10 protein-coding genes are annotated in these 12,062 nt (G+C 69.8%); 3 read left to right on the forward strand and 7 right to left on the reverse strand.

Annotated elements, in window-relative coordinates; translation table 11 throughout:
• Positions 1-224: 224 nt before the first annotated feature.
• Positions 225-1,904 (reverse strand): DUF2339 domain-containing protein, encoded by a 1,680-nt coding sequence (locus U3653_RS01225; RefSeq protein ID WP_323124615.1) that lies wholly within the window; start codon positions 1,902-1,904, stop codon positions 225-227.
• A 934-nt stretch (positions 1,905-2,838) separates the two neighbouring features.
• Complete coding sequence (locus U3653_RS01230) at positions 2,839-3,306, reverse strand: hypothetical protein (RefSeq protein WP_323124616.1); 468 nt, start codon at positions 3,304-3,306, stop codon at positions 2,839-2,841.
• Positions 3,307-3,651: 345 nt separating this feature from the next.
• Here U3653_RS01230 and U3653_RS01235 point away from each other — a divergent pair, with 345 nt between their 5' ends.
• Positions 3,652-4,842: a helix-turn-helix domain-containing protein gene (locus tag U3653_RS01235; RefSeq protein ID WP_195080945.1), complete on the forward strand. Its 1,191-nt coding sequence runs from the start codon at positions 3,652-3,654 to the stop codon at positions 4,840-4,842.
• Here U3653_RS01235 and U3653_RS01240 read toward each other — a convergent pair.
• Complete coding sequence (locus tag U3653_RS01240; protein WP_195080946.1) at positions 4,839-5,207, reverse strand: MerR family transcriptional regulator; 369 nt, start codon at positions 5,205-5,207, stop codon at positions 4,839-4,841. The two genes, U3653_RS01235 and U3653_RS01240, sit on opposite strands and share 4 nt — an antisense overlap.
• 65 nt (positions 5,208-5,272) lie before the next feature.
• Between U3653_RS01240 and U3653_RS01245 the strand changes: the two genes are divergently transcribed.
• Complete coding sequence (locus U3653_RS01245; protein WP_195080947.1) at positions 5,273-6,385, forward strand: alkene reductase; 1,113 nt, start codon at positions 5,273-5,275, stop codon at positions 6,383-6,385.
• Between the two features lie 8 nt (positions 6,386-6,393).
• Here U3653_RS01245 and U3653_RS01250 read toward each other — a convergent pair whose 3' ends face one another.
• From U3653_RS01250 to U3653_RS01265, 4 genes are all read right to left on the reverse strand, one after another.
• A complete protein-coding gene (locus U3653_RS01250; protein ID WP_195081048.1) occupies positions 6,394-7,029 on the reverse strand; it encodes a DUF1707 SHOCT-like domain-containing protein in 636 nt (211 codons plus the stop codon).
• 119 nt (positions 7,030-7,148) lie between these two features.
• On the reverse strand, positions 7,149-7,814 hold the full coding sequence (locus U3653_RS01255; RefSeq protein ID WP_195080948.1) for a response regulator: 666 nt from the start codon (positions 7,812-7,814) through the stop codon (positions 7,149-7,151).
• Positions 7,815-7,830: 16 nt separating this feature from the next.
• Positions 7,831-9,024 (reverse strand): MacS family sensor histidine kinase, encoded by a 1,194-nt coding sequence (gene macS / locus U3653_RS01260; protein WP_195080949.1) that lies wholly within the window; start codon positions 9,022-9,024, stop codon positions 7,831-7,833.
• The gene (locus U3653_RS01265; RefSeq protein ID WP_195080950.1) at positions 8,984-10,273 is read right to left on the reverse strand and encodes an AI-2E family transporter; all 1,290 of its coding nucleotides are present in this window, start codon (positions 10,271-10,273) and stop codon (positions 8,984-8,986) included. The genes macS and U3653_RS01265 overlap by 41 nt, the downstream gene beginning before the upstream one ends.
• 267 nt (positions 10,274-10,540) lie before the next feature.
• On the opposite strand from U3653_RS01265, the gene U3653_RS01270 reads away from it, so the two are divergent.
• Positions 10,541-12,061 (forward strand): adenylate/guanylate cyclase domain-containing protein, encoded by a 1,521-nt coding sequence (locus U3653_RS01270; RefSeq protein WP_195081049.1) that lies wholly within the window; start codon positions 10,541-10,543, stop codon positions 12,059-12,061.
• The last annotated feature ends 1 nt before the right edge of the window (position 12,062 follow it).

Consider the following 12,062-nt stretch of genomic DNA (forward strand, 5'->3'; position numbering starts at 1 on the left):
TGCCACGCCGTGCCGTTCGCGCTGAACGGACCAAGCACCCGCAGCTTTCGCACCTAGCCGCGCGGTACCGGCAGGCCCGGCTCACCGCCGGGATGTACTGCCGGTAGGGCACCAGGCGGTCGAATACACCCGGCTACTCGTACTTGCGCCTATTCGGCTCGGTTCGCAGGCGATGATCGTCGTCGGGCGTAGTGCCGACCTCGCCGACGAATAGCAGCGACCGGTCAGCCTGCCCGGCCGATGTCATCGGGCCCTTCCGGCTGCTTTCCGGTAGCCGTTGCCTGGCCGTTGGATTCGCTGCCCGTCCCCGCGTCGGCGAAGGCTCGGGCGTAGCGGGTTCCGGCCAGGAGCAGGAGGATGCCGACGACGAGGAAGGCGGCGACGCGGAGCAGGCCGTCCAGCGTCGCGAGGTCGAAGAGGAACAGTTTGGCCAATGCCGCCGCGGTGACCAGCAATCCGGAACCCAAGGCTAGTTTGGCGACCGCGGGTGCGTCGGCGAGTTCGCGCAGTCCGAACAGGAGGGCGCCGGTCGCGGCGGCCATCCACAGGATGGTCGCGGCGCTGTGGCCGATGAGGAACCCGTTCGGCGTTCCGGTCGCGACGCCGAGCGAGACCGTCGTGGTGGTCACCGCGTACAGCCCGGCGAGGCTCGCGACGATCCACGGCCACGCGCTGCCCGCGGCCGGGCCCGGCAGCCGCCGCGCGCACCACAGCGCCACCGCGACCACCGCGAGGGCCAGCACCGCGCTGAGCGCGGTCGACATACCCAGATAGCGCTCCGAACGATGCTGCGAGGCAAGGATTTCGGGGCTTGCGACATTCAGCAGCGCCAAGCCGCCGAGCACCGCGAACGCACCGCCGAGGCCCGCCGCCGGGCGGGACATCCGCTGGCCCGCCACGCCGAGGAAGACCAACGCCACCAGCAGCAGAGCCGTGGGCAGCGTCTGTGTGTCGGTCGCGCCGACACACGCCTCGAGCAGCGCGATCGAGCCCGCGACGGCGGCCGCGAGGGCCGTGTGTCCGGGAATGCCGACAATGGCATGCGCTTTCGGCACCAAGCTCACCGCGGCGACGAGCAAGAGCACAGTGGCGGCGATCGACGCCACCCATACCGCGATGAACCGTTCGGAATACATTCCCGGCGCGAGCAGAATCGGCACCACCGCCGCCGCCATCGTCAAAGAGGCGGTGAGATCGGCAGACCGGTGCCGGACGACGACGATCGTCCCGACGACTCCGACCAGCGCCACCGCTACAGCGGCCACGAGCACCCAGGTGCGCTCTCCGGCGGAGGGAGTACCGAGCACCACACCCGCGACGAACACCGATGTCGCCAGCACAGCGGGCAATGTGCGCGCCACGTGCAGGTAGGGCCAGTCCCGCGCCGACTGCACCGGCACGCAGGCCGACTGCAACACGATCAGGAACGCGAGCAGCACCGGTCGCGTGGTCACCACTGGAGACAGCGCCGCCGCGGCGAGCACCACCAGCGCCGCGAAAGGCTGCGAGCGCCACCGCATCGCCAAACCGACGCCTCCGGCGGCGACACCCAGGGCGACGGCGAGCCCGAACACCGGATGCAGCCAGTGGTAGATGGCGGTCACCGCGACGACATCGAGATAGGCGCCCGCGATGCCGGTGGCCGCCAGTGCGATACCGCCGACCCGCCCGCCGACCCGCCGGAAGACCCGCACGCCCGTGACGACCAGCCCAGCGGAGAAGGCCGCACCCGCGACCACCCGCGGCACCGGCCCGAAGAAGCCCGCCTGCGCGGCCAGAACCAGCAGCATCGCGACGCCGATCAGCGTCACCGCGACACCGGCCAGCGCCAAGATCCGGCTGATCACCCCGTCCCGCTGCCACCACGGCGTGTGCGGCACCGGCGACCCCGGGCGCGGCGGCATCGGCGGACGAGGCGGTACCGCGCCCGGCACCGGCCCCCACGCGTTCGGCGGCCACGCAGCGCCACCCCAGCCACCGCCTGGCGCGGCGTAACGCGGAACGTACGCGGGCTGCGGAGGAACCGGCACCCCGGCCGGCGGTACTCGACCCGGCCACGACGGCGGCACCGGCGGTATCGCCCCGGACGGCACGCGTCCCGACTCCCCGAACCCACTCGCGGGCACATTGGTCCCACTCGGCACTGTCCCCGCGGACCCGCCACCAGCGGGTGCACCGCTCCCACTCGACACCGGCCCTGCGCCAGAGCGTACGGATTCGGGAGTAGACCCGAGCGCATGACTGCCAGTCCCAGGGAGTACCGACGATTGCGAGATAGAACCGCCCGCCGACCCGTGCGGCGCCTCACTCGCGGACGCACCCGTCGCGTCGGCCACCGACCCGCGTGCCGCCGGGGACACACCAGCACCCGACGGGTCGGATACCGATCCACGTACATCCCCGGGAACGTCGGCACCCAGCGTGTCGGACGCCAACCCCCGCAGCGATCCAGGCTCGCCCGCAGCCGTCGCCGCGGACCCCGCCGCACGTACCGCTTCGGCGCCCGGCACACCCGGCCTGTCCGACGTCGAATGCGCTTCTCCGGGCCCGTCCGCACCCGGCGCGCCAGATGCGGACGGGCGCACCGAGCTGTCCGCGACGACTTGCTCGCGTAACAGCCGCAGATCGCGCCCGAGCGCGCCCAGCTGCGTCCCCAGCGTGGTGAACTCGCCGGAGAGCCGCGCGAGCAGCGCCGGGTCGATGGAGGTGGTCATGACTTCATGCTGGTCATCGCGGCGCGCGCGGGCATGAGTAGTTACCCCTGGTAGACGGGCGGGTTCTACCCGCCCGACCGGCCCGCACCCGGGCAGTCGGATGCGGACCGGTCGCGCCAGGTGGTCAGTAGGCGCGCAATCCGATGACCTCGTGCACGGCATCGATCACCGCGGCGCGCGGCGGCATGCGCAGCACGCCCGGCGCGGGTTCGCCCGCCCAATGCCAGCCGAGCGACGAATCGGAGCTGGGCAGCAGGACGATGCGACCGCCGGGAACCACGGTGACCCCGTGTCCGGCGAGGCAGCGCCGGACCGCGACCTCGACCGGCCGAGCGGGGCTGGGCGGCGTGACGAGAAAGGTCCACGTGCGCTCACCCGGATCGGCGATGACGGGCGCGGTGTGGTTGCGGTCCAGCTGGACGAGCACCTTGCGCCCCAGCTCCGGCGGCATGACGATCGCGCCCAGGATGGAGCCGGTGGTGATGGTCGGGCGTCCGGCGAGCAGCTGAACCGGAAGCCCGTAGGTATGCCGCAGCAGCTGCGCGACTTCATGGGGGTCGTGACAGCCCTCGAACATCGCTTCACTCCGCATCGCAGTAGCCGAATTCGGTCGAAATGACGGACTTTCGGTGTAGCAACCCGCGCTCGTCGCGCATATTTGCCAGCGGAGCGCTGACGAGACGTGCCGATCGCATCGCGCGGTGGCGCGCCGGTCGTTGGGTCCGAGCGTCAGGCCGCCACACGCGATCGGCGCGCGCGGCCTGGACGGTGTTCATCGGCATGGTTTTCATCGCCGCCGCCCTTTGCAGTCAAAGTTGCAGAAAGGCAACGGTATTCCAACCCGCAGCGAACGAGTCGTACGCAATGTCCCACTTCGGTAGTCGCAGATAACATAGCGTCGTACTCTGAAACCCAGATTTAACAAAAGGACTTGGGTATGGACGAATCGTCGATCGGAGTTCGGATCCGCCAGTTCCGCGGCAAGGCGCTCACGCAGCGCCAGCTCGCCGACCAGGCGGGGGTCAGCGTTGATCTGGTGCGCAAACTCGAGCAGGGGGGCCGCCAAACCGCGTCCATCGCCAGCTTGCAGAAGATCGCGCGCGCCTTGGACGTGGACATCGCCGATCTGATCGGCAAACGCCAGGGCGTGCCGTCCACCAATCCGGACGCGGGCATCGTGGCCATCCGCCGCGCGCTGACGCCGGTCGACGACCTGCTCGGCGAGACTAGGGAAGAAGAGGCGGTCAGTCTCGACGACGGCCGGCGCGCGGTCGAATACGCCTGGGGCGCTTACTGGTCGGGCCGCTACGAATTGCTGACCTCGATCCTTCCGCCCGGATTGACCCAGCTGCGCGCCACCGTGCATGCCGCGCGCAACGGTTCGGTCGCCCCCGCCAACGAGTTGCTGGCCAGGATGTACTGGGTAACCGGATGCACGCTGGTGCATCTCGGCCAAACCGATCCCGCCTTCCTCGCCATCCGGCAGGCGCTCAACGCCGCCGAGCTGGGCGACGATCCCCTGCTGCTGGCCACCATCCGCGGTTCGGTGGCCTGGCAGTTGCTGGTGCAGGGCCGCTACGACGAGTCCCGCGGCGTGGCGCTGAACGCGGCCGCGACCCTCGAGCCCTCCGGCGACGTCACGCCGACTCATCTGTCCGCCTACGGCTCGCTGGTGTTGCAGGGCGCGACCGCCGCGGGCCGAGCCCAGGACGTGCACGACGCGTTGTCCCTGGTACAGGCGGCCAGCGAGGTCGCCCTGCGAATCGGCACGGACCGGCAGGACTACGAAACGTATTTCGGCCCTTCGCAGGTCGTCATGCAGACGGTGGATGTCAACGTCTCTTCCGAGCGCTACCCGGAGGCGCTGGCCGCCGCCAAGGAGATGCCGGCCAACGGCAGTCTGCCGCAGACGTCCCGGGCCAGGCACCTCGCCGACACGGCGGTCGCGCTGACCCGCACCGGCAGGCACCAGCACGCGCTGGACGCCTTGCTCACGGCGGAGCGGGTGGGCGGCGCGGACTGGCTGAAATACCAGACCCTGCCCCGCCATATCGTGTCCGAACTGCTCGACCACGACCGCAAGGTGCCGCTGCGCGCGTTCGCACGCAGGATCGGGGTGAACACCTAGGACGCCGGGCGTTCCCCGGCCCGTTCGATCACCTCGTCCAGCACCTCGCGCGAGCGCAGGAGATCGTTGATGGTGCGGGTGATCCGTTCGCGCTCGGTGTGCAGCTCGGCGACCAGCGCGGGCGTGGCGTACTCGTTGGGACCGCCGTCCGCGTCGCGCATGCACGGCAGGATGCGCGCGATCTTCTTGCTGGTGAGTCCCGCCGCGAGCAACTCTTGAATATGGATGACGCGGTCCACCGCCCGCTCCGGATAGTCGCGATGACCGCCGGGAGTGCGATCGGAGGCCAGCATGCCCTGCTCCTCGTAGTAGCGCAGCGACCGTTCACTCACGCCGGTGCGCTCGGCGAGTTCCCCGATCCGCATCCGTCACCTGGCCTTTCACCCTCGGGCTTGAATCTCACATTGATGTCAAGTTTTACCGTAATGTCATGACGAACGCAGCGGCTTCCGCCCTTTTCCAGCCCGTGACTCTCGGCCCCCTCGCGCTGCCGCACCGACTCGTGATGGCACCGATGACACGTAACCGCGCCGCGGCCGACGGCACGCCGTCTCCGCTCATGGCGACCTACTACGCACAGCGCGCGAGCGCGGGCCTGATCATCGCCGAGGCGACCACGCCGAACCGGGTGGGGCAGACCTACGCGAACATCCCCGGCATCTACACCGACGCGCACGTGACGGGCTGGCGGGAGGTCACCGGCGCTGTCGCGGCGGCGGGCGGGCGAATGTTCCTGCAACTCCAGCACGGTGGCCGGGTCGGTCATCCGGACAACAGCGGGTCGATCCCGGTCGCGCCGTCGCCTGTTCCACTGCCCGAGCCCATCCACACGCCCAGTGGGGCGCAGAATGCCGTCGTTCCGCTGGAGATGTCCGCCGCCGATATCGAGGCGACCATCGCCGATTTCGCGGCCGCTGCCGAAAACGCCATCGCGGCCGGATTCGCCGGGGTCGAGGTGCACAGCGCGAACGGATATCTGCTGCATCAATTCCTGGCGCAGAACACCAACCAGCGCACCGACTCCTACGGCGGTACGGTGATCAACCGCATCCGTTTCACCGTGCGGGTGGTCGAGGCGGTGGCCGACGCGATCGGCGCGCAGCGCGTCGGTGTGCGGATCTCCCCCGGAGTTTCCGTGAACGGCATCGATGAGGGCGACACCGAGGACATCTATCCGGCACTCGTCTCGGCGCTGGCCGGCAAGGATCTCGCCTACCTGCACTACGTCTTCGCCGACCCCGATCAGCCGCTGTTCCGGCGCATCCGGGCGCTGTGGCCGGGCGCGCTCGTCGCCAACCCGAATCTGGGCTGGGGCGTCCCCCTGCCCGAGGACGGCGGTAGGGAAGCCGCGCTGCGCCTGCTCGCCGGCGGAGCGGACGCGGTCTCGCTGGGCCGTTCCTTCCTGGCCAACCCCGATCTGGTCGAACGGATGCGCATCGGCGCGCCGCTGAACCCGGTGCGCGACGCGCATCTGATGTATGTGGGCGGCGCGGAGGGCTACACCGACTACCCGGCGCTCGACCTGATCCCCGCGGCGGGCTGACGCGCCGTTCAGCGACCCATCAGCCGGCGCCACTGCGCCATGAGCGGATGCTTCGCGGTGACCGAGCCGAATCGGATCTTGCCGTGCACCACCAGGTGCAGCGGGCCGATCGGCGGCCCGGTGCGGACCTTGTTGGTCACGCTGGAACCGATCAGCTCCAGCCCGTTCAGGTCGACGGTGGCCTCCGCGGGCACGATCAGGGTGATCGAACCGGCGAAATCGTCGACGCGCACCTCGACCACCTGGGTGGACATGATCGCCTCGGTGAAGTCCAAGGTCACGCCGGACAGCCAGTTGTTCAGAAACAGCGTGGGCGGCACCTGCCACGGGCCGCGACGGCTCACCCCGGACAACCGCGAGCGGATCACGTTGCCCGCGCCGTTCGCGGCCGGCGCCTGCCTGGTGAAAGCGGGCGAGGAGTTCACGAAGGTGGACGGCGGCGCGGCAGGCTGCCCGACCAGGCGGACGCCGGGCAGGTCGATGAGAACGGCGTTCAACTCGCCGCGGGTCTTGGCGGCCAGCGCGGTGTCCATCCGCTCGGTGAACTCACCGAGCGAGAGCATGCCGAGGCCGACCGCGCGTTGCAGCAGTTGACCGACGTGTTCCCGCTCGGCGTCCGACACGCGCAGTTCCCGGTCGCCCACCGCGCCGCCGGAGCCGACCGCATTCGATACCGATTCGGGCCCACCCATGCGATCGAGGTTACCGAGCAGGCCGCCACGGGCGCATCAGGGCGATCCCTGATTCCGAAGCGCCCGGCGGATCACTCGAGCCCCTGTTCGATGGCGTAGCGGGTCAACTCGACCCGGTTCGCCAACTGCAATTTGCGCAGCGTCGCCTGGACGTGGTTCTCCACCGTGCGGTGACTGAGCCCCAACCTCGTCCCGATCTGCTTGGCGGACAGTCCTTTCGCCACCATCCGCAGCACCTCGGTCTCGCGCTCGGTGAGCGCGGGCCGGTGCGGCTCGTCGGGGCGCGCGGGCGTGGTCGCCATCCGCCGGTACTCGCCGAGCACGAGTCCGGCCAGCCCCGGCGTGAACACCGCTTGACCGGCCGCGGTGGCGCGCACCGCGTCGATCAGTTCGGCCGCCGACGCGCTCTTGACCAGATAACCGGATGCGCCCGCCTTGATCGCGTCCAGCACGTCGTCGCGCTCGGCCGAGGCCGAGAGCACCAGCACCCGGCTGTGCGGCGACACCCGCAGCACCTCGGCCGTCGCCTGTGCCCCGTTGCCGTCGGGCAGTTGCATGTCCATCAACACCACGTCCGGCCGCACCGCCCCGGCGCGCCTGCTCGCCGCGGCGACGCCGTCGGCCGTGGCCGTCACCCGGAATCCGGCTTCGGTGAGGTCGCGGGAGACGCCGTCCCGCCACATCGGGTGGTCGTCCACCACCATCACCGCAATGGACCCGTCCGCCTGGCCGGTCATCCGCGCCTCCCGTCTGTCATCTGGGCACCCGGAATTCCCATTCGGTGCCGAACCCGACCCCGCCGTCGATCTCGGTGAGCAGGTCCGCGCTGCCGCCGAGGGCCGCGATCCGCCCCACGATGGACCGGGAAACGCCCATGCGCCCTTCGGCTTCCGCCTCGGCCAGCCGTCCGGGCGGGATGCCGACGCCGTCGTCGCGCACACTGATCACCAATTCGTCGCCGGTGTCCTCCAGTAGCACATATGCTCGCGCATCCGGCCCGGCGTGCAGTTCCACATTGGACAACGCCGTGGCCACGGCCGAGGCGATCTCGTTCGCCATCCAGCGGCCGACCGGCACCGGATCGCCGGGCGTCGACACCGACACCGTAGGCGTGGATTGCGCGGTCAGCAGCGGCCGCAGGTCGACCTCGGCCCCACCCGCGTCGCGGTGATCGGCCTGCTCGGTGATCAGCACCCGCAGGGCCACCTCCTGCTCACCGGCGCGCAGAGCCAATTCCTCCGTCGGTCCGCCGATTTCGCTGCCGCGGCGCTTGATGTAGCTGAGCACCTGCAACACCCCGTCGTGCACCTCGCGCGACAGCCGCTCGCGCTCCTCGGCCGCCGCGGTCAGGCGCACCGCCTGCTCCAGCTGGTCCTGGGCGCGGCGCGCGGTGTTGGCGGCCAAGCCGAGCGCGAGCCCCACGGAGACGAGCACCGGCACCGTCGCGTCCGTCCACACGTCCTCGCCCCACTGATCCCGCACCGTCAGCGACACCGCGGCGATCAAGGCGCCGGACAGCACGCCGGCGAACGGTCCGCGCAGGATCGCAGCGCCGATCACGGCGTTGGTGGCCCACAGCGTGGTCGGCAGCGTCTGATGTCCGTGGTACCAGCCGTAATCGGCGACCAGGCGGGTGGCGGCCATCAGCCCGATCACCACCACGTGGTCGCCGATCACCACCCAGGTGCGCAGCCGGGCCACCTCGGGAAAGTGCCACTGCGACAGCATGATCGCCGAAGCGCCCGACCACACCGCCATCAACGCGATGAGCACCCAGCTCAGCCGCTGGTTGGTGTAGTACGGCGCCGAGGCGATCTGCTGGCCGACCGCGTACAACAGTGTGACCAGCCGCAACGCCTGCGCGGCGCGCCACAGCGGCGTGGTCGCCACATCGGCCGATGGCAGCTCAGTCCTGCTCCGTGCCTTCGCCGGCTTGCGCGCCGTCATCGGAGTCCGCCTTCCGCTGTGCCGAATCCGTCGCCCGCTTCTTCGTCGCCTCGAGCAGCGTCGCGGCCACGTCGAACCGACCGGCCTCGGGCCGATCCGGATCGGCCGAATACAGCCCGCGATGGTCATCGCCGGTGTTCAGTTCGCCGTACAGCTCCTCGGGACCTTCCAGCAACGACCGGATCGCCGTATTCATCACCGCCACGAACGGCACCGCGAGCAGACCGCCGGCTATCCCGCCGATCACCACGCCCGCCGTGATCGCCAGCACCACCGCCAGCGGATGGATGCTGACCGCCCGGCCCAGCAGCAGCGGTTGCAGCACATGGCCTTCGAGCTGCATCACCGCGATGATGATGCCGAGCACGATCAACGCGGTGACCAGGCCCTTGGTCACCAACGCGATGAACACCGCGATGAACCCGGCCAGGAACGCGCCGATGATCGGGATGAACGCGCCGATGAACACCAGCGAGGCCAGCGGCAGCGCCAAGGGCACGCCGAGAATGGCCAGCCCGGCGCCGATGCCGATGGCGTCCACCGCGGCGACCACGACGGTCGCGCGGACGAATCCGACCAGCGTGCCGAACCCGAGCCGCCCTGCGGTGCGGACCCGCTCGCGGTGGTCGGTCGGCACGATCCTGGTGACGAACTCCCAGATCTGATCGCCGCCGTAGAGGAAGAAGATGAGGATGAACAGCGTCAGGAACGTCCCGGTCAGCAATTCGCCGATCACGGTCGCCGTGGTGAGCGCGCCGCTGGTCAGGCTGTCCTGATTGGACTGGATCGCCTTGACGATGGCGTCGCCCGCGTTGCGGATCTGCTCGTTGCTCAGATGCAGCCTGCCGTTGATCAGCCAGTCCTGGATCTGATGGATGCTGTCGGTGAACTTGTTCGACAGCTGCGGCACACCGGCGACGAACTGTTCCACGACGAAGGTCATGATGCCCGCGACCACGCCGATCGACCCGACCAGCGCCACGAACACGCCGACCGCGCGTGGAACGCCCAAGCGCTGCATCCAATCCACCAGCGGCGCCAGCAGCGCCGCCGCCAAAAGCGCGATGGCGAGCGGAATGACCACGGTGGCCAATTTCTGCACGATCGCGGTGACCGCGAGCCCCAGCGCGAACAACACCAGCAGTCGCCAGCCCCACTCCGCCGACACCCGGACGATCGGATGCACCGTCTCGGCGGCGGGCCGCGACAGCGTGATTTTCCGCTCTGGACTTGGCTTCGCCTCGCTCACCTCCGTGAGCCTAATGTGTACTGTCGGACGTAGTCCGTCCTCAGCCCGCGCACGGCCGGAGCGAAGGCGGAGGTACGCCTAATGTGTACTGTCGGACGTAGTCCGTCCTCAGCCCGCGCACGGCCGGAGCGAAGGCGGAGGTACGCCTGATCTGTGCTGTCGGACGTAGTCCGTCTTCACCTGCGGCCAGCGCCGCGAACAGGCCGAGCGGACCGGAACGCTAGATTGGACTCCGTGTCGGCGCCTCTGGAAGCGGTCAAACAGACCATGCGAACGCGCTGGCCGCTGTACCTGACATCGATGCTGCTGGCGAACGCTTTCGGCGCGGTTCTGGTGTGGGCCTTCATCCAGTACGGACTACCCGTCCCCGAGGGCGAGCCATCCGGTGCCAGGAGCACCGGCCTGCTCATCCCGGCCGTCGTCTTCGTGGCGGGCGGCCTGCTCAGCATGGCCGCGTCCGCGCTCATGCTGCGCCCGGTGATGCGCTGGCAGATGCGCGGCGGGCCGCCGAGCCGCCAGGAGCAGATGGCCGCGCTGCACGCGCCGCTGCGCCAGGCGATCCTGCACCTGGCCCTGTGGCTGATCGGCGGAGCCGTGCTGGCCGCGCTGATCATCAGGGACACTCCCGCGCTGGCAGGCGCGGTCATCGTCACCGAATGCATGGCCGCGACCATCGTGTTCGGCTTCACCTACATGCTGGGTGAGCGCATTCTGCGCCCGGTGGCGGCCCAGGCGCTGACCGAGGGCACCTTCGACCACACCCTCACCCCTGGCGTCGGCACCAGGATGGCGATGACCTGGGGCATGGGCACCTTCGCCCCGACCATCGCCATCGTGCTGCTGTGCGTCACGCAGATCTCCTCGGACGTGAAGTTCTCCGCGCAATCGCTGGCCATCTCCATCCTGCTGCTGTGCGGCGTGGTGATCATGCAGGCGCTGGCGCTGTCCATGCTCACCGGTTCGAGCATCTCCGATCCGGTGCGCCAGCTCAGCCAGGCCATCGACCGGGTGCAGGCCGGGGCGCGGGACGTGCAGGTCGAGGTGTTCGACGGCAGCGAGATCGGCCTGCTGCAGGTCGGCTTCAACCGGATGATGGAGGAGGCGGCCAAGCGCCGTCAGCTGCAGGAGCTGTTCGGTCAGCACGTCGGCGAAGAGGTGGCGCAGCGGGCGCTGGACTACGGCACCGAACTCGGCGGCGAGACCCGCTTCGTCGCGGTGCTGTTCGTCGACATGGTCGGGTCCACCGCCACCGCGGCCGAGCGCCCGCCCACCGAGGTGGTGAGCCTGCTCAACGAGTTCTTCCGCATCGTAGTCGACGTGATCGACCGCCACCACGGCTTCGTCAACAAATTCGTCGGCGACGCGGCGCTGGCCATCTTCGGCGCGCCGCTGGACCGTCCGGACGCGCCGACCGCCGCGCTCGCCGCCGCCCGCGAACTGCGCGAGACCCTGCGCGAAGTGCCCGGCCTCGACATCGGCATCGGCGTCTCGGCGGGCTTGGCCGTCGCGGGGAACATCGGCGCGGCCAACCGCTTCGAGTACACGGTGATCGGAGATCCGGTCAACGAGGCGTCCCGGCTCACCGAGCTGGCCAAAGAACGTCCCGGCCGGACGCTGGCCTCGGGCAGCGCGCTGTATTTCGCCGAGGAGAGCGAGCAGGACCAGTGGGAGACCGGCGACGAAGTGCAGCTGCGCGGCAGACGCAGGAAAACGCTTTTGGCCTGGCCACGAGAACGGGCCGACGCGCCCGACGATGCCGAGATCGAGACGGCGCGTTCGTTAGGCTGAC

Source organism: Nocardia implantans (genome assembly GCF_035544775.1).
Classification (GTDB): Bacteria; Actinomycetota; Actinomycetes; order Mycobacteriales; family Mycobacteriaceae; genus Nocardia; species Nocardia implantans.

What these genes read in the sequence shown, in the direction of transcription:
- U3653_RS01225 (WP_323124615.1), bottom strand. Translation starts at nt 1,904, where the DNA reads ATGCCGCCGCGCCCGGGGTCGCCGGTGCCGCACACGCCGTGGTGGCAG.
- U3653_RS01230 (WP_323124616.1), bottom strand. Translation starts at nt 3,306, where the DNA reads ATGCGGAGTGAAGCGATGTTCGAGGGCTGTCACGACCCCCATGAAGTC.
- U3653_RS01235 (WP_195080945.1), top strand. Translation starts at nt 3,652, where the DNA reads ATGGACGAATCGTCGATCGGAGTTCGGATCCGCCAGTTCCGCGGCAAG.
- U3653_RS01240 (WP_195080946.1), bottom strand. Translation starts at nt 5,207, where the DNA reads ATGCGGATCGGGGAACTCGCCGAGCGCACCGGCGTGAGTGAACGGTCG.
- U3653_RS01245 (WP_195080947.1), top strand. Translation starts at nt 5,273, where the DNA reads ATGACGAACGCAGCGGCTTCCGCCCTTTTCCAGCCCGTGACTCTCGGC.
- U3653_RS01255 (WP_195080948.1), bottom strand. Translation starts at nt 7,814, where the DNA reads ATGACCGGCCAGGCGGACGGGTCCATTGCGGTGATGGTGGTGGACGAC.
- macS (WP_195080949.1), bottom strand. Translation starts at nt 9,024, where the DNA reads ATGACGGCGCGCAAGCCGGCGAAGGCACGGAGCAGGACTGAGCTGCCA.
- U3653_RS01270 (WP_195081049.1), top strand. Translation starts at nt 10,541, where the DNA reads ATGCGAACGCGCTGGCCGCTGTACCTGACATCGATGCTGCTGGCGAAC.